Genomic DNA, 20753 nt, shown 5'->3' with positions numbered 1-20753 from the left:
CCGCCGATGTTTTTGAACACCGGCCGGCCCCGGGGCCGGGCGCGCCGGCGGCGGGCCGGCGCCGCGGGCCCCCCCCGGGGGCGGCCGCCCTAACCCCCCCCCCGCCGCGTCGGGGCCGGGGCCGCCGGCCCCCGTCCCCCGCAGGGGCCGACGGCACCCCTCCCAGTGACCGTCCATCCCAGCCCAGAAAGTGACACCGTGACCCCGTCCGTAACGACCAGCGCTCCCGTCACTCCTCTGACACCGACCCTGCAGCGCGTCGCCCAGCACCTGGTAGGCGGCCTCACACCAAAGGAGATCGCCACCCAGACCCGGCTGTCGGCCGTGACCGTCCGCCACTACATCCGCGACATCCGCGAAAGCCTCCACTGCCCGCCCCGCTGCAAGCCCCCGGTGATCGTGCACCACCTTCTCGCCGCCCGGCAGGTGGCCACTCCCCCAGCAGACAGGCCCGCGCCGAAGCTCGGCCCGGACCAGCTGCTGCTGCTCCGAGCCGTCGCCGAGCACAGCGACCCCCGCGACATCGCCATCGCCGCCAAGCTCGCCCCCGCCGACCAGCGCGCCGCACTCGACCAGCTCCTCACCGACACCGTCGCGCAGAACCCCACCCATCTGGTGATTCTGGCGCACGGCTGGAAGCTGCTGCCGGCCCAGCCGACACAGCGCGGAGGAAGCCAGTGACCCGGGCCCCGGCCTCTGCAGCTGATCGGGAGCAGTCACCCGCGGCACCTTTCGCTCCGGCGCCTTCGGCCGCCGTGTACGAGGTGCGCACGTTACGCACGGACGCCGAGCGCGAGGAAGCCGCCGCCCTCGTCCAGGACAGCCAGCGCTGGCTCACCCTGCATGGTCTCCCCGTACCCGGGCAAGCCGACATTCCGGGCCTCCTCCGCGACCCGAAGACGAAGCCGGCCGGACTCTTCGAGGACGGGAGACTGCTGGCCTGCCTGATTCCCGAGCGCGACCCCGGCCTCAGCTGGGGCGAAGGCCCCTGTCTCTTCCTCGGCTACGTCCACACCCTGCCCGACGAGAGCGACGACATCACCCGCCTGATCACCCTGTGGGCATCGGACTTCGCCGCCCGCTTGGGGCTCCCGCACGTCCGTGCCGAGGTCACGACCCACCTCGGCTACCCCGTGGAGTCCCGAGCCGACCTCTGTCTCCGACTCATCAACTACGGCTGGAACTTGATCGGGTCCGGCCGGGCACACGACGGCAATCAAGGAGTCCGCCTCGAATTGCCAGCCGAACACCGTGCCGGACTCCACGCGCTGATCAGCTGCCAAGTCCACCTGCCTGAGCCGATCTCCCCTGATCGGAGCAGCCTGTGACAACCGACGAACCGCAGCGGCCGGACCTCGCCCGCGAGCTGATTGCCCGTGCCGCGCAATCCGCCCGGCACCGGGCCAAGCGCGTACGCAATCAGCTCGACGCCATCCAAGTGGGTCAAGGCCGTCACATCGACCACGTCAACGCCAGAATCCTGGGCCACATCCTGGCCGACCACGATTGGCCCGGCCATCGCCTCGTCGGCCTCGACGGCGCCCGCGCCGCATGGAGCATCGCCCTGCACAGCGACGACGACTACGCCCTTCAGCGCGCCGCCACCACCCTGCTCGGACGTGCGGTCCAGGCCGGCGACGCGCTCGTCCAGCACTGGGCGCACCTGCACGACCGCGCCCTCGTCACCAGTGGACGCGCCCAGGAGTACGGCACCCAGTTCCTGCTGAGCGCCGACGGGATCGAGCTGTGCCCGCTGCGCGCGCCGGGGTCCGTCGACGCACGCAGAGCCACCGTGGGTCTGCCGCCCCTTGCCGTCGCTTTCACAACGGTGCGCCGCCGCTACGCACCGGACAGCTCCGCCGACGAAGCCCCGACCGTCCTCCTCTCGGGGGCCGCGTGAACCAGCAGAACCCCGGGTTCTCTATCCGCCAGCCCACCTGCCGCAAATCTGCTCTGGGAAAGGTTCGTTGCCCGATGAAGCTCACCACCGCCGTCCTCGCTGCCGGTGCTGCCGTCTCCCTCACCACCGCCGTGGTCGGAGCCACCCGGCTCAAGCAAGACGCACGGCATCAGGCCGAGCGTAACGAGGCGTTCCTCACCGGCACCCAGCTCGACTGGCTGGCTCAGGTGTCCAACAGCCCCGCCCTCGCCAGGCTGTGGGCTCCCGAGGACCTCGACGCCAAGGAGTACATGCAGCTGCTCGCGGCCAATCGGCTCATCTGCATGCTCAGCGTTCGCGACCGTCTCGGCTTCGTCCGTACCGGACATCTGCCGTTCTACGCCGCGAAGCTGATGGAGAGCGACGTCTGCCAGCGCTATTGGAAGCGGTTCGGCGGCCTCCGTGCCGAGGAGGCCGAGGGCGATGAGCAGGCCGAGCACTTCACCCGGGTGCTGGACCAGGCCGCCAAGAATCGCCCGCAGGCGCAGCGCGCAGCAACCTGACGCGTATCTCGGTCCCGTCACCCTTCTTCGGGCTCCGTGTCCGTCCCCAATTCTCAGCCGGACAGCAGTTCTCGTGTCTGGCGAGGTGGCCGAGGAGGCCCGAGCGGCGCAGGGCATACAGCTGCCGCCCATCGGACAGAGCCGGCCGTACAGCAACACACCGAATCGAAGCGTTCCACCACATCGACCAGGAGGATTCCCGTGACTCCCAGGGTGACCGACCAACGCGTAAGGACCGTCTCGGCCTCTGCCGCGCAGGACCCGTTCGACCTCAACATCAGCGTCATCGAATCGGGTGGCACGGTCGCCTCCGACGGCGGCTGCGGCTCGACCTGCGGCAACGCCTGCATCTCCAGCGGCTCCTGACCGCACCAGACCACCGGCACGACGCCCATGTCGTGCCGGCGCCGCCCGCGCGGCACTCCCCTCGCGGCTCGATCGGAGCCGCGCACGGCAACGGAGGAATCAGCACATGCAGAACGACGAATTCGACCTCGACATCAGCGTCCTGGAGTCCGACGACGGCTCCGCCACGCTGATCAACCTGACCGACGACGGCTGCGGCAGCACCTGCTCCAGCCCGTGCGCCACCAACGTGGCCTGATCATTTTCCACCGCACGACGATTAGGGAGAAACCTGCATGAACGCGAACACCATCAAGGCTCAGGCGCAGTCCCCGGCCGCCACGGCGGAGGGTGATGCGTTCGACCTGGACATCAGCGTCCTGGAGTCCGGCGACGGCTCCGCCACGGTGATCAACCTGACGGATGACGGTTGCAAGCCGAGCTGCAAGGGGTCTTGCGCCACCAACGTGGCCTGACCCCGAGCGCGCCAATCTGCCAGCCCGTGCGGCCTTGCGCCGCGCGGGCTGGCACCCCAACGCGCCACAACCAGGGAGGGTGCATGGATTCACGGAAGGACGGTCCGCTGTACCGGTGCGCGGACGCTGCGCTGGTGCGCGCCGCCCGTTGCCCGAGGCTGCCGCTTCCCGCGTGGCCGGACCTCACCGACGACGCCCCGGATCGTGAGGTGCGGTGGCAGACGTGGCTGCGCGACGTCTGGTCGCTGTCCGAGGCTGCCGAAGCTATGGAACAGGCCAGCCCTCTGCTCGCGCAGCAGGTTCAGGCCCTGTGCTCGGTGGCCAGCCCTGAGACCCGTCAGGTGCGCCGCGCAGTGGTGTCGGTCATGCGGTACCTGCTGCGTATGACGGGCCGAGCGACCCCGAATGGTTTGTTCGCCGGCGTCGCGCACGCCTCGTTCGGGGAACGGCCGGGATGGTCCTGGGGTGAGGAGCACCGACCCGTCATCCGTGCCGATGGCGACTGGATCGCGGACCTGATCGCCCGCCTGGAAACACACCCTGAAGTTCTGCGGCACCTGCATGTGGTAGCCAACAACACCGTCTTCGTACGGGGTGATCGGCTGATCGTGCCCTACCCGTCCCGCTCACGCCACACCGAAGGCAGCCCGGCGGCTGAAGTGTCCCTCCGGTACACCAACGCCGTACGTGTCGCCGTCGATGCCGCTGCCTCGCCCGTCCCCGTTCATACCCTCGTGGAACTGATGAGGGCCGAGTACCCCGACGTTCCCGCTGACCGGGTGGAAGGGCTCGTCAGCAGCCTGGTCGAGCGCGGTGTGCTCATCAGCAGCCTGCACGCGCCCTCTGCCACCCTCGATGCCTTGGACCACCTGGTCGAGCAGGCCGAGGCCGCCGGCGCGCCGTCAGCTGCGGACCTCGTGGCAGACCTGCGGGCGGTCCGCGACGCCATCGCCCAGCACAACCAGGTTTTGGCTCCGACGGACGGCCGGTGCCTGCGTACTGCCTTACGTCTGAAGATGACCGCCTTGAGCACCGTCAAGGCCCAGCCGCTCACGCTGGACCTGCGCATGGACTGCTCTCTCACTCTGCCCCCAGAGGTTGCCCGCGAGGCTGAGAAGGCCGCCACGGTGCTGGCCCGGCTGAGTGCGTACCCCTTTGGCACGCCGGCGTGGAAGGACTTCCACAATCGGTTCTTCGAGCGGTACGGCATCAACTCGCTCGTCCCGGTCCGGGACCTGGTGGACCCGGACGTCGGCCTCGGCTTCCCGGCCGGATACCGCGACGCGGAAGCTGAGCAGCGTGAGGCCCTGACCAGCCGCGAACAGCGGTTGCTTTCCCTCGCCCAGGCGGCCGTCCTCGATGGCCGCGACGAAATCAGCCTGGACGAGGACCTGATCCGCACACTGACAGTCGGAGACCGAGACGCCCCGCAGGTACCGGCCCACACGGAGCTGCGCTTCCAGATCCGCGCCACATCCCAAGAAGCATTGGAGAGTGGAGACTTCGCCCTTCACGGCATCGCCCCCTCCCGCGGGATCGGCACCACGATCGGCCGGAGCCTGGGCTTGCTCGCACCAGAAGATCAGCGCCGCGCCGCCGCCATGCTGGGGAAGCTACCGGTCAACGCGCCCGGCTCGGTGCCCACGCAGGTCTCCTTCACTCCACTCGACCGGGGAGACACCAACGTCACCCGCGTCGCCGAACTCCTGCCAGCCGTCATTAGCCTGGCGGAGCACCGTCCGGTGGACGAGCGCACCGTCACGCTCGACGACCTCGCCGTGGGCTGCGACCGCCGCAGGCTCTACCTCGTCTCCCTCTCCCGCGCGTGCCTGCTGGACCCCATGACCCTGCACGCGCTGGACCTGCGAGGCCACACGCCGCCGCTCGCACGCTTCCTCACCGAGATCAGCCGCTCCCAGACCGCCGTCCTGAGCATCTTCCCTTGGGCGTCCGCCACCGCCCTGCCGTACCTGCCGCGCGTCCGCTACGGGCGCGCGATCCTCTCGCAGGCGAGGTGGCGACTGGACCGGTCGGAGCTGCCCGACCGCCGCGCCCCCTGGAAGGAGTGGCACAAGGCGGCCGACGAGTGGCGCACACGCCGCCGAGTCCCGGACGAAGTCTCACTGGCTGAAGAGGACCAGCTCCTGCCGCTGGACCTCTCCGAACGTGCGCACCTCGCGCTGCTGCGCGCCCACCTGGTCACCCACGAATCGGCGATCTTGACGGAAACGGAATCCGACGGAGGCTGGTTCGACGGACGGGCCCACGAGGTCATCGCCCCGATGACGGCCGTGCGCCCGCCCCAGTGGCCGGCTGTCCCGCCCGTGACCGCCGACCGACTCATCACGCGCGAGCACGGTCATCTTCCGGGCGCCGCCTTCTGGCTGCTGGTCAAGCTGTACGGGCACGTCGAACGACAGCCCGAGATCCTTGCCGACCACCTTCCCGTGCTGCTCAATCAGTGGGACGATCAGCTGGCCTGGTGGTACATGCGCTACTGCGACCCCCGCTGGCACCTGCGCCTGCGCATCGCGGTCCCCAGCGAGCAGGACTTCGCCCTCACCGCGCGGCGCGTGAGTTCGTGGGCGAACGGCTTGCGGCGTGCCGGGCTCCTCACCGACATGCAGTTCGCGACCTCCTACCCAGAGACCGGCCGGTGGGGCGCCGGGCCGCTGATGAGTCTGGCCGAGGACGTCTTCGCCGCCGATTCCCGAGCGCTGGCCGTCCAGTTCGCCCAGAGCACCCGCCCGCACCGACAGGCCCTTGCCGCAGCGAACTTCGTGTCCCTCGCTGCGGCCTTCACCGGCAGCACCGCGGCCGGCATGGACTGGCTGATCACCCACGGCCGGATCATCGACCCGCGTCCCATGGACCGGACCGTGCGTGGTCAGGCCGTACGTCTGGCCGATCCGACCGACGGCTGGGCTGCCCTGCGTGCCGTCCCCGGCGGCGCCGCCATCTCCAGAGCCTGGAGCGGGCGCGATGCGGCCCTGGCTTGCTACCGGCAGAAGCTGGATGCGTCCGGTGGTGGCATCGACCCGGACCTTGTTCTCGACTCGCTGCTGCACGCCCACCACATCCGCGCCGCCGGCATCGACAAGGACGACGAGCGGATGTGCATACGGCTGGCCCACGCCGCCGCGATGGCCTGGACTCACCGAGGAGATCACCGATGAACCTGAGTGACAGCGCACTGGCCACCGCCGACGTCCTCGCCGAGCGACTCGCCTCACCGCAGGACGTACGGGGGCTGCACCACCGCCAGGGTTGGTGGCCGCAGTCGCTCGCGCACGGCGCGGCCGGTGTCGCGCTGCTACACATCGAGCGGGCCCGCGCCGACCAGGGCCCGTGGCCACGCGCCCACGACTGGCTCGCCTGCGCCGCAGCCGAACCCGCCGTCGGCGGCCCGGACAGCCACCTCTACTACGGGGCGCCCGCGCTCGCCTTCGCCCTCCACGCCGCCGCCGACCGCCCCGGACGCTACGCCCGCGCCCTGGACACCCTCGACCGGTACGTCACGAAGGCCATCCTGGACCGGCTCGCGGACGCCCACACACGGATGGACCGCGGTGAGATGCCCTTGCTGGCCGAGTTCGACGCGATCCGCGGCCTGAGCGGGATGGGCGGGCTCCTGCTGCACCGCAATGTCCACACCGACGTCCTCCGCGAGGTCCTGACCTACCTGGTCCGGCTGACCGAGCCGGTCAAGCACGACGGGGAAGTTCTGCCCGGCTGGTGGAGCCACCTCGCCCCCTCCGGCACGATCTCCCCGGCGTATCCGGAAGGACACGCCAACAACGGCGTCGCCCACGGCATCGGCGGCCCCCTCGCCGTGCTCTCCCTCGCGGCCCGCCGCGGCATCACCGTCGACGGCCACCTCGACGCGATCACCCGCATCCTGACCTGGTTAGACCACTGGCAGCAGGACAGCCCCGCCGGCCCGTGGTGGCCGTACTGGATCACCCGCGAGCAGCTACGATCCGGCACGACCGGGCCCGGCCCCTCCCGGCCGTCCTGGTGCTACGGCACCGCCGGATTCGCCCGCGTCCAACAACTCGCCGCCCTGGCCCTCAAGGATCCGGCGCGCCAACACGCCGCCGAGTTCGCCCTCCTGCGCGCCATGACCGACTCCGGCCAACTCGACGCGACCGTGGACATGTCCCTGTGCCACGGCTTCGCGGGCCTGGCGCACATCACGCGCCTCGCTGCCGACGACGCCCTCACGCCCGGCCTCACCGCATGCCTGCCCCGGCTCCTGGCCCCGATCGCCGACACCGCGCCGGGCGCCCTGGCGGACTCCCTGATCAGCCCTCCTAGCGGCGGCGACATCGGGCTCCTCGAAGGTGCCGCAGGCACCGCACTCGCCCTGCACTCCTTCCACACCGGAACGCCGTCCGCGTCCGGGTGGGAGACCTGCTTTCTGACCAACTAGACGAAGAGAAGAGGAAACATGACTGCGGACGAATGGCCGCAACGCCTCATCCGGTTCACCAACTGGAGTCACGCGGAGGCCACCGCCGTGGAGTATTTACTCCCGGTATTGATCGCCCAGGAGTCGGAACTGGCCCAGTGGTCCTTCCTGCGGAAGCACCCCTGGTGGCGGTTGCGGTATCGGCCCGCAGGCCCGGACTCAGCAAAGGTCCTCGACGCTGCCCTGGACGAGCTGGTCGACACCGGCGTCCTCGCCTCCTGGACACGAGGCATCTACGAACCGGAAGAGACGGCCTTCGGCGGCCCCGCCGCGATGAAGATCGCGCACACCCTGTTCCACTACGACAGCCGTCACCTGCTGGACGAGGCGGCCCGCCAGCAGGCCGTCAGCGGCCCCCAGCTCGGCCGCCGCGAGCTGGCGGTCCTCCTGCTCAGCGTGGCGATGCGCGCGGCGGGACTCGACTGGTACGAGCAGGGCGACGTCTGGGCGAGGATCGCGGCCGAACGCCTCGGCGACGAGGTTCGTAGTCCGCAACGGCACCGGGCCGCTGTCCACCGGTTGATGACCGTCGACGTCGGCACCACTAGCCGCAGCGTCGCCCGGGGCCGACTGGCGCCGCTGGCCGAGTGGATAACCACCTTCGAGTGGTTCGGCCAGCAGCTCGCCGACCTCAACCGCCAGGGCCGCCTGGAACGAGGGCTGCGGGCCCTGATCGCCCACCACGGCATCTTCCACTTCAACCGCTTGGGCCTCCCCACCGAGGACCAGCACACCTTGTCAACACTCGCGAAAGAGGTAGTCATGGGAACGAACGACAACGCCGCGTCCACCCAAGCTGAGGGGGCACCGGTCACTACGGTCAACGGGGTGAACAGTGACACCATCGAAGCCCCTTCCGCCGGCCGTCTGCGCTCCCAGTTGATCGACCATCTGGTCGAGACCGGGTGCGTGCGCACGCCCCGGGTGGAGGAGGCCATGCGGACCGTGCCCCGTCACCTCTTCGTCCCGAACGCCCCGCTGGAGAAGGCGTACGGGAACGCACCCGTGGACACGAAGTTCGACGGGTCCGGGCGCTCCATCAGCTGCGCCTCCCAGCCCGACATCGTCGCCATGATGCTGGAACAGCTCGACGTCCATCCCGGCCAGAAGATCCTGGAGCTGGGGGCCGGCACCGGCTTCAACGCCGGACTCCTGGGCTACCTCGTCGGCGAGACGGGGCACGTCACCACGATCGACGTGGACGAGGACATCGTGGACGGAGCGCGCGGCGGACTGGCCGCCGCCGACATCCACAACGTGGAAGTGATCCTCGGAGACGGAGCAGTCGGCCACGCCCCCAACGCGCCGTACGACCGCATCGAAGCCACCGTCGGCGCCCACGGCGTTCCCCACGCCTGGCTCGAACAGCTCGCCCCCGGCGGACGGCTCCTCACCCCGTTGCGCCTGCGCGGCAGCGTCTCCCGCTCGATCGCCTTCGAGAACCAGGACGGAGCCTGGCGCAGCGTCGGCAGCCAGATGAACACGTTCATGCCGCTGCGCCGGGGCATCGCCGACGACCCGCGCGTCTTCGTGCCCCTGGACCCCGACCACACCGTCACCCTCGTCACCAACGGGGACCAGAAGGTCGACGCGGACGCCCTGAGCAACATCTTCCGCCAGCCGCGCACCGAGGCGTGGACGGACGTCACCTTCCGCGGCCCGGAGTCGGCGGAATACCTGGAGCTATGGCTCACCTGCGCCATGCCCAACGGCCTGAGCCGGATGCCCGCCAAGAACAAGGCCATCGAGAATGGGCTGGTCACCGCCCCCTACCCGTCCTCGACCGCGGTCTTCGAGGACGGCACCCTCGCCTACCTCACCCGGCGCCCGTACGCGAAGAAGGCCCCCGACGGCGCCACCCTGTACGAGTTCGGTGTCATCGGCCACGGCCCCGACGCCGAAGCCCTCGCCTCAGACGTCGCGGACCAGATCCGCACCTGGGACCAGGACTTCCGAGCGCTCGACGTCGGCTTCGAGATCCAGCCGCTCGACGCGACCCCGCTCGCGCCGAAGCCCGGCCGCTTCGCCTTCGACAACCCGCTCAACCGCATCGTCATCGAATGGCAGTGACATGGACGTCAGCCAGATAGCGAAGCGGTTCCCGCTCGTTGCCCGTCCACGTCCAGCGTGCCCGCCCCTCGCTGAACGGGTCCGCGAGATCACCGACCTCGCAGCCGCCGCCGAGCGCGACGGCAACGTGACCTCCGCGACCGTCGCCCTGAACAAGGCGGCGCTGATCGCGAGCGACTGCGGCATGCCGGACCTGGCGCGCACTCTGTGCTGGCGTCACGCCGAGGCCGTCCTGCGCACCCAACCCCTGGGCGCGCAGGAAGCCCGGTACGCCCTGGAACCCCTGGTCAACCTGGCCCGACTACGCATCCGCGACGGCGACGGGCACGGCGCATACCACCTGCTCGACTCCCTGACCCGAGCAGTCAGATCGAAGACCGAAGCGGTCATCGACGGCCGCACCACGTCCTTCCAGCACCTCACGACGTCGGCAGCTGATCATCAACAGGTGTGCCAATGGCTGTGGACCGTCCTCCTCGGCGACGGAACCCGTGCCCTCGTCGCAGCAGGCGAATGGGACCGCGCACGGGCGCACAGCAGGCAGCACCGGGGCATAGGCCAGCGTCTCTTCGACGGGCGTCAAGTGGAAGTGATCGTCCGCTGCCTCGGCGAGCAGTCCAGCGACGCGCTGACGTTCCTGCACACGAGCCATCTGGTGGAGCCATGGGAGCAATCCGTCGCGGCAGCGCTCACCGTCCTCTGCCACAGGGCAGCCGACGAGCACCCGGTCGAGCCGATCGACAAGATGGTGCAGCGCTACTTGGCCCTCGACTCGGCTCCCGAACTTGCCGTCTTTCGCTCCCGTGTGGGACTAGTCGTGCTCGACCTCTCCTCAAAGACCCGACAGGCCGCAGCAGTGCGCCGTCTCACCTGCGAAGCGATGACACAGACAGACGGGTACGTCGCACGCGACGTCCTGGCCCACCCTGTGTGCCGCAAAGCGCTAAGCCACGGCGAGCACCGTACGCTTTCCGCCGCCATCGCCTCAGCCGGCCTCGGTCAGGGGCACATCCCCGAACCCCTGACACAGGCCCTGCTGGCTGCTGCGTCCGTCTCGGCGGATGTATGGGAGCGCTACGTCAACCGTCGAGCCAGCCCCGGCTCGTCGCACCGCCTCGACTCTTGACCGCGACGGCGAGCCCCTTGGCGTTACGTCGCCTGCACACCGAAGGAGCTGACGTGTCTACCCGCGGGTCCCGCCCTGGGTCCCTAGCCTCCCGAACGGAGATCACCGTGACAGCCAGTACCGCCCCCACCAACCCGGACGAGGCCCTGGCCCAGCGGCTCATCGACAGCGGCCACCTGCACAGCCAGGCGGCCATCGACGCCTTCCGCACCACCGACCGGCACGCCTTCCTGCCCGGCGTCGACCTGGAGAGCGCGTACAAGGAGGACGCGGTCCCGATCAAGCACGACGAGCACGGGGAGATGATCTCCTGCATCTCCGCGCCGTCCATCGTCGCCACCCAGCTCGAACAGCTCGGCGCCCAGCCCGGTCACAAGGTCCTGGAAGCCGGAGCAGCCACCGGCTACAACGCCGCCCTCCTCGGCAAGATCGTCTCCCCCGGCGGGCAGGTGTGGACCCTCGACGTCGACCAGGACCTCGTCGCCGGCGCGAGCCGCCACCTCGCCGAGGCCGGCGTCGACAACGCCACCGCGGTGATGGCCGACGGCGCGGCCGGGCTGCCCGAGCACGCTCCCTTCGACCGGATCATCTTCACCGTCGGCTCGGGCGACGTCCCCGTGAAGATCCTCGACCAGCTCGCCCCCGGCGGGCGCCTGGTCCTGCCGATGCGCATCCGCGGGAGCATCTCCCGCTCCTTCGCCTTCGAACGCGACGGGGAGACGTGGAAGACCGTCTCCTGCGAGATGGCCACCTTCATCCCGCTGCGCAAGGGCGTCTGCGACAACGTGTACACGCTGGTGCCGATGACCGGCGAGGGCAACGTGCGCCTGGAGACGTTCAGCGAGCAGGACGTCGACCGCGACGCCCTGCGCACCGTCCTCGACCAGCAGCAGACCAAGATGTACACCGGGGTGAAGTTCCGCCAGGGCTCCGCCTGGGAGTGGCTGTACCTGTACCTGGCCTGCGTGCTGCCCAACGGCCTGTCCCGCCTGCCGGGCCAGCGCCGCGGATTCACCCCGCACTTCGGGTGGGGGCTCCATGGCCGCCCTCGACGCCGGGTCGCTCGCGTACCTGACCGTCCGCGAGGGCGAGGACGAGAAGGGCCGGTACTGGGAGGCCGGCGTGATCGGCCACGGCGAGGCAGGGGCCGACCTCGCCGAGCGCGTGGTGATCGAGATCCGCGCCTGGGACGCGACCGGCGGCAACGCCGCCCCCGAGCCGGGCTTCCGGATGGCCGTCGCCGACTCGCGCGAACGGCTGACGCCCAACGACCCGCGCTTCGTCGTCGACAAGCCTTACAGCCGGCTGGTCGTCGACTGGGCGCGCAAGGGCTGAGCCGGTGATCCCCGCGATAGCCAGCCGCATCCCCCTGGTCCGCCGCACCAAGGCGCCCGCGCTCCCCCTGCAGGCGCACTGCTGGCCCGCCGAGGCCCCGTCCCGGGAGACGATCTCGACCGCACAGTGGAGGAAGCCGTCCGGCTCCTTGCCCATCCCGATCCGCCGACCGCCGTCTTCCAGGCCCGAACGGGCCTGTCAGCCCTGGAAGTGGATCGCGCCGGCCGCCATCATGCGCGGATACTCGAGTCCCTCGTCAGCGTCGCACGACTCGACGCCTACGCCGCACGAGAGGCTCTGCACAACCCCGTCGCTGCGTCAGCCCTGGCCGAGCAGGCGACCGGAGCGCTGACCGCGGTGATCGCCGCGGCCGGACTGGGAGCCGGCGCTCTGTCCGCCCCCGACCACGAGGCCCTGAGGGGCGCGGTCGGCCACGCCGAGAGGGAGCTGGAAAAGCTGCTGCAGGCCGATTCCCATACCGGTTAGGAGGGGGTGACCTTCTCTGCCGAGGCGTACTGCTCACGTGGTGTGGCGGTGTCGGCGTTTCGGCCATTTCCTGCCCGCAGCCGCTCCAAGCCAGACCAGGGATGTGGCGCCTGCGGGTTCCACGGACGCAGGGAATCACGGGCTTTCCAGCACGACCGAATGACGTGTGTTCGATATCGCAACCGCGTCGTTAGACCTCACGACCTTGCCGCAGCGACCGTCCCAGGGGGAACGATGACCTCGGCCGTTACACAGGACCAGCCGCCACAACCACCCAAGGGGACCGCGCCGGCCAGCGAACATCGGGACGCCGGTGTTCGAGAAGAGGAATACCTCTACCGCGACGAGTCCAGGCTCCAGGCCGGCTCCCTGCTGACCTCCCGTACCATGGCGCGGCGCCTGCCCTCGCTGGTGCGGCGCTCGGTGCGGATGGCCTGGCGCGTGGACCGCGGCGCGACCGTCGGCCTGTTGATCTGCCAGATCGGCACCGGCGTCCTCGCGGCCCTCGGCCTCCTGGCCGTCACGGGCACGATCACCGCACTGGTCTCCGCAGGCGACATCACCGCACGACTGTGGGACGCGGCCCCGCAACTGGCCGTGATCGCCGCCGCCGCCGGCCTGCGCGCGTTGCTGGGCATCGCCGTCGTCTGGCTCACCGGCCGTCTGCGCCCGGTTCTCGGCCGGGCGGCGGAGCTGACGATGATCGAGGCCGCGCTCGGCGCGGAGCTGGCCGCCAACAACAAGCCCGGCTACAACGACGCCTACGACATCGCCGACCGCGGCGCCCAGGTCACCCCCGACCTCGTCGAAGAAGCGCAGGACGTGCTGGCGGCCACCGCCACGCTGGCGGCCGGCGCCACCGTCCTGACCGTCCTGCACCCCCTGCTCCTCCCCCTGCTCTTCCTTGCCTGTCTGCCGCAGGCCGCCGCGTACGTGCGCTCCGCACGCGTGCTCTACCTCGCCGGGCTGGAGACCTCCGGGCGGCGCCGGATGCTGGGCAAGCTTCGCTGGCACATGGCCTATCAGGAGTCCAGCGAGGAGATGCGCGCCTGCCTGGCCGGCCCCTTCCTGATCGGGCGGTACCGCCGGCTGGCCGCCTCGGTCAACGACGCCGAGCGCAAGGCCGCCAACACCGGTGCCTGGATGGGACTGGCCGGGGCCGTCGCCGGCGGGGTCGCCTCGACCGCGGTGTGGGCGGCGCTGCTGTGGCTCCTGGCCTCCGGGCGGATGAGCCTGGCGGCCGGCGGAGGCGCCGTCTTCGCCCTGCAGACCGCCACCGGCTCGGTGCGCGGCATCATCAACGGAGGGGCCCGCCTGGTGCGCACCGGCTGGTACGTGCAGGACTGGCAGAACTTCCTCGACAACGCCCACGGCCAGGCCATGGCCGACTCCCGCGGCACCGCGTCAGTCTCCGCGGCCCCGGAGCGCTTTGAGGTCCGTGACGTCACCTACCGATACGACGGCGCGCCCAAGGACAGCCTGAGCAACGTCTCCCTGCATGTGAAGCGCGGCGAGATCGTGGCACTGGTCGGTGAGAACGGCTCCGGCAAGACGACTCTGTCGCGCCTGCTGTGCGGGCTGCTGCTGCCCACCGAAGGGGACGTGGCCTGGGACCATGCCTCCACCGCGGACCTGGACCCGTGGAGGTCGTGGGAACACGTCGCGCTGGTACCGCAGAAGTTCACCTACCTGCCGCTGACGATGCGCGACAACATCACCTTCGGGCAGGGCGACACCAGCGACGCGGCCCTGCTCGCCGCCTGCGAGGCGTCCGGCGCCGCGGAGATGCTTCCCCATCTCCGCTCGGGCCTGAACACCCTCCTGACCAGCGAGTGGTTCGGAGGACAGCAGCTCTCCGGAGGGCAGTGGCAACGCCTGGTCCTCACCCGCGCGTTCCACCGGCAAGCAGCGCTGCTGGTGATGGACGAACCCACAGCCGCCCTCGACGCCTGCGCCGAGCACCGGATCTTCGCCGGCCTGCGCGAACTGGCAAAGGACCGCGCCATCCTGCTGATCACGCACCGCCTCAGCAACGTGGCCGTCGCCGACCGGATCGTGGTGCTGGACGAAGGGCGGACCGTCCAGGAGGGAACCTACGCCCAACTCACACAGCAGCCAGGGCTGTTCCGGTCCCTGTGGGAGCTGCAACGCCGGATGAGCGGCGACGCCCCCTGATCGCCGGGCCGGGCCACCGGTCCGCCGGACAGAGACACCAGCCCGTTCCCGATGCTCCCTCAGCCCCACGTCCCTGCGAGGTAGTCCCCATGTCGTTGTCGCACCACCACATCCGCACCACCGTCGATACCTACCTCGCCCGTCACCCTCACGAGCGCGAGCAGCTCAGCGTCCTCCCGGACGCCCTCGACCGGCCTGGCGAGGACATCGCCAGCCGCTCGACCTTCACCGGGCACGTCACCTGCGGCGCGATCGTCGTCGACCATCTCGGCCGCATCCTGCACGTGCTGCACCTGGCTAGCGGGAAGGTCCTCGTCCCCGGCGGACACACTGAGCCCACCGACGACTCCCTGGCAGCGGCGGCCCTCCGCGAACTGCACGAGGAGACCGGGATCCCGGCTCGGGCCGTCACGCCGTGGCCGGGCTACGAGACCGTGCCGCTGGACATCGACATCCACGACACCGACGCCCATCCGGGCAAGGGCGAGCCCGCACACCAGCACTTCGACCTCCGGTTCCTCTTCCGCCTGCGGACGACCGAGGTGTCGGTCGTGCTGCAGGAAGAGGAGGTCGGCGGCATCGAGTGGCGTCCCGTGGACCGGGTAACTTCCCCGACACTGCGCGAGAAGCTGCTCAAACTGCCGCTCCAGGTCGAACCCGAGACGGCCAACGCCTCCGCCCTGATCTACAACGACCGCGGCGAGTACCTGCTCCATCTCCGCGACTACTTCCCCGGACAGATCTGGGAGCCGGGCATGTGGTCCCTGCTCGGGGGCGGCCGAGAGCCCCAGGACGCCACCCTGGAACACACCGTGCGGCGCGAACTGGCCGAGGAAGCCGGCCTCGATCTCGCCAGCCTGTCCCCGTTCGGCACCGAGTACGCCTCCCACGACGATGGCACGACCGTACCCATCGCCATCTACGCCGGCCGCTGGAACGGCGACCCGCGCGAACTCCACCTGACCGAAGGAGTAATGCTCGCCTGGTTCGCCCCCGACGACCTCCACCGCCTGCGCATCGCGGACACGACCAGCGACCTCATACGGCGCCACGCCGCCGGCCACCCGCCGATGCGGAGCGGACCCGAGGCCGAGCCCGAGGAACAGCGTCTGGCGCCACCGCACGGCACGGTCCCCAACATCATCGGCGTCCACCTCTACCTGGAACGCCCGGACGGGACGGTGCTGCTCGGGCTGCGCCACCCCGACTCCGCGTTCGCGCCGTCCACCTGGCACGTCCTGGCCGGCCACTGCGAACAGGAGAACGCCACCGACTGCCTGATCAGGGAGGCGATGGAGGAAGCCGGCCTGCACATCGAGCGCCAGGACGTCCAACTCGTCCACGTCGTCCACCACATCGACAAGCCCAGGAACCCGCCCCGCATGGGCCTGTTCTTCCGCGCCCGCACCTGGAGCGGCGAGCCGGTGCTGCGCGAGCCGGACAAGTGCACCCAGTGGAAATTCTGGGACCCCGCCGCCCTTCCCGACGACCTCGTCCCCTACACCCGACAGGCCATCGAGAAGATCCAGAACGACGAGCTGTACAGCGAGACAGGCTGGCCCGCATGACCAGCGCATCCAGTCGCGTGCCCACTGCGACAGCGACCGGGCGTCCAGACACCCGCCTCGTAGTAATCCGCGGCAACTCGGCGTCCGGCAAGTCGAGCGTGGCCCAGAGCCTGCGAGATCACTACGGCCGCGGTATCGCGATCGTGGGCCAGGACGTGATCCGCCGGAACGTACTCAGGGAAAACGACACCGCGCGCGGCGCCAACATCGCCCTGCTGAGCACGATCGCACGCGCAGCCCTCGACGCCGGCTTCCACGTCGTCCTCGAAGGGATCCTGTATGCCGACCGCTACGGCCACATGATCACGTCTCTGGTACGGGACCACCGCGGCGTCTCCAGGTGCTACTACCTGGACGTTCCGCTGGAAGCGACGTTGGTACGGCACGCGTCAAAGGCGGATGCCGCCTACCTGGCGCACGTCACCGACGCCCACCTCACCTCCTGGTACCGCGAGCTGGATCTGCTGCCCGGCGGTCTGGATGCCGTAATCCCGGCCGACAGCACGCTGCGGGACACCGTCGCCCGGATCGTGCGCGAGACCGCTCTGACCGCTGCCGCCCCCGCCTCGCCACCTCAGCGCAATCCGTCACAGGGAGACTCGATGATTCCTCCGGTGTTGATGTCCGATCCGCAGGTCGCGGCGATCCCCGTGCGCGAGTGCGGAGAGCCACTCGTCGACGTGCGCGACCACAACTTCCGCGTCGACCCCCGCAAGCCCGACCCACTGGGGGCGTTCGCCCACGTCCGTGAAGGCGTCCTGGCCCGGTTGCAGCACGCCCGCTCGCTCCTGCCCGCCGGCACCGACCTGCTGTTCATCGAGGGCTACCGGCCGCTGACCCTCCAGCAACGCTACTTCACTGACTACCGGAACGAGCTGGCCACCGCCCACCCTGACTGGACACCTGAGCAACTGCACCAGGCCGCCAGCCGGTACGTGTCGCCGCCAGAGATCGCGCCTCACTCCGCGGGCGCGGCCGTGGACGTGACCCTCGTCGACCAGGACGGCCACGAACTCGACCTCGGCACCCGCGTCAACGCCTCCCCCGAGCAGAGCAATGGCATCTGCTACACACACGCCGTGAACCTCAGCGCCCAGGCGCGCCACCACCGCACCCTCCTGCTCAACGCCATGGAAGGCGCGGGTTTCACGAACTACGGGACCGAGTTCTGGCACTTCTCGGCAGCAGACCGGTACGACGCCCTGATGCGGCAGGAGCCGCACGCGCGCTACGGACCGGTCGAACTGCCGTAGCTCGCCAATGGACTCGTCCACGTGGGCCCAACGACCGGAGCGGACGGAAAGCATCGAACGGAGGCACGTATGCCTGACGACACCCAGCAAGCCATCCCAGCCATCCCGAGCCCGGCGGCCGGAGACGAAACGCCCGAGCATCACATGCACCTTCTCGGGCGGCACTACCGGCAGGTGGAAGCAGGGCGCAAAACAATCGAAGTGAGGGTGGCCACCCCGAGCAGGCGCGCCGTCGCCGTGGGCGACACGCTCGTCTTCCACGACCGGGACAGCGGGCGGGAACTCGACGTCATCGTGCAGCGGATCACCCTGTACCCCTCCTTCGACGACCTTCTCCGCTCGGAGGGCACCTCACGTATCAACCCGGACGGGTCGCCCGGCGAGCTGCTCGCCGACTTCCGCGGCATCTACCCGCCGGCCGAGGAAGCCCTCGGCGTTCTCGCCCTCGCCTTCGACCACCGCCCTGCCCGGCCCGGCCGCCCTATGCCGATGCCAGCCGAGGAGTACGCGCGGACCGTCCCTCACCACACGGTGTACGGCTGCCTGTACGTCCGCGACGAACACGACCGTCCGGTCCAGCTCCGTTCGGTCTACGGCTCAAGACTCTGGCAGTTCCCCGGTGGCAATCTGGATGCCCCGGGCGAGGACCCGCTGCAGACCGCCCGGCGGGAGACGGTCGAGGAGACCGGCCTGGAGCTCGCCCTCAACACGCCGACCCTGCTCCTGACGCACTTCCTCCACGCTGGACCGCGCCAGCCGCTGAACAAGGTGGGGCTCATCTTCGACGGAGGCCAGCTGACCGCCGCCCAGCTCGACCGGATCCGCCTCGACCCCGCGGAACACGACCTGTGGGCCGTCCACGACCTCGCGACCTGGCAGGAGCTAATGGCCCCACGCGCCTTCACGCGCCTCGACGCCATCGAACGAGCCCGACGCGGCGAAGGTCCCGCCTACCTGATCACACACACCTGACCCCCAGAACACCCGCCCACCAGGAGGCAACCGTGCCCGCCGAGGACACCAACACCCGGGCCTGGCAGATCTACGGCCAGCGCCAACTCGCCCGCGCATACACCCCGCCCGTCCCCGAACGGCTCCGCTGGACGCCCTGGCAAGGCATCGGGCCGGGAGCAGAAGTCCTCGGCGACGTCACCGGCCGCCGCGTCCTGGACATCGGCTCCGGGGCCGGCCACCACGCCGTCCACCTCGCCCAGGCACACGGAGCGCGGGTCACCGGCATCGAGCTGTCCCCGACCCAGCACGAGCGCGCCGTCTCCACCCACGCAGGCGCGGACGGCGTGGAGTTCGTCCGAGCAGACGTGGCCGAGTACCTGGGCGGAGCCGAGCCGTTCGACGCCGCGTACGCGATCGGGACGCTCGCCTTCATCGACCCGCACCGCTCGCTGCCTGCGCTGCGCGATGGTCTGCGTCCCGATGCCCCGCTGATCCTCTCGCTCCTGCACACCGATCTGCACGGCAACGGTCCGTCCACGGCAGTGGCGCCGCGCGAGGAGATGATCCTGCTGCGCGACGACCCGCCGTTGCCGACGCAGATGTGGGTCCTGGCACCGCAGCTGTGGGAGGACCTGCTCACCGAGTACGGCTTTCGCGTCGAAGCCATCGACCTGTTTCCGCACCCTGACGAGAACGCCAAGGTAGTCCATCAGCTCGTCCGCGCCCGGCGCCTTCCCGACCGGCCGACGCGCGTCTCCAGCCGACCCCGCAGCACCCGAGCCCCGGCCGCCCACGCGGCAGTCGGCGTCGGGGCGATCCTGCTCAGCGAGCAGGGCATCCTGCTGGGCCGACATCGCCGCGGCACCCTCGAACTACCCGGCGGCAGCGTGGAGGCCACCGGAGAATCCTTCGAGGAGGCGGTCGTCCGAGAACTCGCCGAGGAGACCGGCCTGGTCGCTCGGACCGGCGACGTGGAACTGCTGGGCACGCTTGTCGATCACGTCGAGGGGGTCCTGCGGGTCACCGTCGGCGCGCTCGTCCACGCCTGGCAAGGGCAGCCACTGACGCAGCCGGACGAGAGCGTCGGCGACTGGGCGTGGTACCCCCTCGACCAGCTCCCCAACGGCCTGTTCGTCTGCAGCGCCCAGATCCTCACGTCCTGGCGGCCCGACCTGCCCATCGACCACCCGCCTGCGCACTTCACCGCCTTCGCCCCAGCCAAGTAGGCCGCGCTGACTGCCGCCTCCGATGCCCTCCCGCGACACGACGTACGTGTCGCATCCCCGGTAGCAGCACACACCGCTCAACACCAAGCTGGAGTTCTTCATGCCGCGCCGACGAGGCAGTTGGAGGCTACTTCCGCAACGGTGGCCGGGCCGCGACCCTCAACCCCAATGCCCGGAGCCGGTGTGTCGGGCGCGGCTGGTGCCCGAACACCCTGGAGGCCGCCGCCGATCCGAGGATCCAGGAGGACCAGGGCCTCGATGCACTCCTGCGGGCCCTCAGCGAGCAGCACCTCCGCCGCAATCTGGCCGAATTGGAGGAGGTCACCGTCACGCCCACCACCCTGTCGAGGTGGATTCGGCCCTGGCCGCCGCCCGCCAGGTCGCCCGTGGTGGAAGGGTCCTGGCGGTGTTCCAGCCGCACCTGTTCTCCCGGACACAGCAGTTCCAGGGCGGGTTTCTCGACGTGCTCGCGTCGGCGGACCTCGCGTGGGTCAAGCCCGTCTACCCAGCCCGGGAAAATCCCGAGGTATGGACGCACGTCGCCGAGCAGCTCGCCGCCGATGTCGCTGACCGGGCACCGCAGATGCAGATGTCCCCGGGCAGAGCAAACCTCGCCCGGCTGCTGCGGGACGAGGCGACGGACGCCGACGTGATCATGCTAATCGGTGCCGGCGACGTCAACACCCTCGCTGAGGACCTGGTCGGCTGACCCTTCGCACATCACACGCTTCCTCCGGTGCCCACCCCTGTTCGGAGACATGCCAGAGGGCGCACTCGTACGTGCGGATGGGCACCGACGGGGGTGGCCTGCGCGGGGCCGTCCGGT

Annotated in this window: 19 protein-coding genes; all 19 read left to right on the top strand. The window is 70.1% G+C overall.

The features are described 5' to 3' along the window. Positions 1–198 precede the first annotated feature (198 nt). Positions 199–681 (top strand): helix-turn-helix domain-containing protein, encoded by a 483-nt coding sequence (locus HZS56_RS12010; RefSeq protein ID WP_244942244.1) that lies wholly within the window; start codon positions 199–201, stop codon positions 679–681. An 83-nt stretch (positions 682–764) separates the two neighbouring features. After that, positions 765–1328, top strand: coding sequence for a hypothetical protein (locus tag HZS56_RS12005; RefSeq protein ID WP_308408059.1), 564 nt, complete (start codon positions 765–767; stop codon positions 1326–1328). Then, entirely contained in the window at positions 1325–1900 is a 576-nt protein-coding gene (locus HZS56_RS12000; protein ID WP_108990577.1) for a DUF6624 domain-containing protein, read from the top strand. The genes HZS56_RS12005 and HZS56_RS12000 overlap by 4 nt, the downstream gene beginning before the upstream one ends. Before the next feature lie 74 nt (positions 1901–1974). Next, positions 1975–2442, top strand: coding sequence for a DUF6082 family protein (locus tag HZS56_RS11995; protein WP_108990578.1), 468 nt, complete (start codon positions 1975–1977; stop codon positions 2440–2442). 201 nt (positions 2443–2643) lie between these two features. Continuing rightward, the gene (locus HZS56_RS38890) at positions 2644–2808 is read left to right on the top strand and encodes an FxLD family lanthipeptide (protein ID WP_159107047.1); all 165 of its coding nucleotides are present in this window, start codon (positions 2644–2646) and stop codon (positions 2806–2808) included. A 106-nt stretch (positions 2809–2914) separates the two neighbouring features. Next, positions 2915–3046: an FxLD family lanthipeptide gene (locus HZS56_RS11985; protein WP_011031314.1), complete on the top strand. Its 132-nt coding sequence runs from the start codon at positions 2915–2917 to the stop codon at positions 3044–3046. Between the two features lie 37 nt (positions 3047–3083). Continuing rightward, entirely contained in the window at positions 3084–3263 is a 180-nt protein-coding gene (locus HZS56_RS11980) for an FxLD family lanthipeptide (protein ID WP_108990580.1), read from the top strand. Between the two features lie 134 nt (positions 3264–3397). Next, positions 3398–6439 (top strand): lantibiotic dehydratase, encoded by a 3042-nt coding sequence (locus tag HZS56_RS11975; protein ID WP_308408058.1) that lies wholly within the window; start codon positions 3398–3400, stop codon positions 6437–6439. Continuing rightward, positions 6436–7695, top strand: coding sequence for a lanthionine synthetase C family protein (locus tag HZS56_RS11970; RefSeq protein WP_108990582.1), 1260 nt, complete (start codon positions 6436–6438; stop codon positions 7693–7695). The genes HZS56_RS11975 and HZS56_RS11970 overlap by 4 nt, the downstream gene beginning before the upstream one ends. Before the next feature lie 18 nt (positions 7696–7713). Further along, positions 7714–9804, top strand: coding sequence for a methyltransferase, FxLD system (gene fxlM, locus HZS56_RS11965; RefSeq protein ID WP_108990583.1), 2091 nt, complete (start codon positions 7714–7716; stop codon positions 9802–9804). A gap of 1 nt (position 9805) precedes the next feature. Further along, positions 9806–10930: a hypothetical protein gene (locus HZS56_RS11960; RefSeq protein WP_108990584.1), complete on the top strand. Its 1125-nt coding sequence runs from the start codon at positions 9806–9808 to the stop codon at positions 10928–10930. A gap of 107 nt (positions 10931–11037) precedes the next feature. Beyond that, the gene (gene fxlM, locus HZS56_RS11955; RefSeq protein WP_308408057.1) at positions 11038–12273 is read left to right on the top strand and encodes a methyltransferase, FxLD system; all 1236 of its coding nucleotides are present in this window, start codon (positions 11038–11040) and stop codon (positions 12271–12273) included. Positions 12274–12391: 118 nt separating this feature from the next. Beyond that, a complete protein-coding gene (locus tag HZS56_RS11950; RefSeq protein WP_108990585.1) occupies positions 12392–12751 on the top strand; it encodes a hypothetical protein in 360 nt (119 codons plus the stop codon). A 234-nt stretch (positions 12752–12985) separates the two neighbouring features. Then, positions 12986–14926: an ATP-binding cassette domain-containing protein gene (locus HZS56_RS11945; protein ID WP_108990586.1), complete on the top strand. Its 1941-nt coding sequence runs from the start codon at positions 12986–12988 to the stop codon at positions 14924–14926. Between the two features lie 89 nt (positions 14927–15015). Continuing rightward, positions 15016–16494 (top strand): NUDIX domain-containing protein, encoded by a 1479-nt coding sequence (locus HZS56_RS11940; protein ID WP_216720664.1) that lies wholly within the window; start codon positions 15016–15018, stop codon positions 16492–16494. After that, a complete protein-coding gene (locus HZS56_RS38140) occupies positions 16491–17747 on the top strand; it encodes a M15 family metallopeptidase (RefSeq protein WP_244942246.1) in 1257 nt (418 codons plus the stop codon). Before HZS56_RS11940 ends, HZS56_RS38140 begins: the two co-directional genes overlap by 4 nt. Before the next feature lie 207 nt (positions 17748–17954). Continuing rightward, positions 17955–18719: an NUDIX domain-containing protein gene (locus HZS56_RS11925; protein WP_308408056.1), complete on the top strand. Its 765-nt coding sequence runs from the start codon at positions 17955–17957 to the stop codon at positions 18717–18719. Between the two features lie 32 nt (positions 18720–18751). Beyond that, positions 18752–19927, top strand: a complete 1176-nt coding sequence (locus HZS56_RS38720; RefSeq protein ID WP_108990589.1) for a bifunctional class I SAM-dependent methyltransferase/NUDIX hydrolase — start codon at positions 18752–18754, stop codon at positions 19925–19927. Positions 19928–20276: 349 nt separating this feature from the next. Further along, on the top strand, positions 20277–20636 hold the full coding sequence (locus HZS56_RS38885; RefSeq protein ID WP_216720663.1) for a glutamate ligase domain-containing protein: 360 nt from the start codon (positions 20277–20279) through the stop codon (positions 20634–20636). Positions 20637–20753: the final 117 nt, after the last annotated feature.

The organism is Streptomyces mayonensis, from assembly GCF_018982965.1.
Lineage (GTDB): Bacteria > Actinomycetota > Actinomycetes > Streptomycetales > Streptomycetaceae > Streptomyces > Streptomyces mayonensis.
The sequence above is the reverse complement of the archived record's forward strand: the minus strand, read 5'-3'. Positions and strand labels throughout refer to the sequence as shown.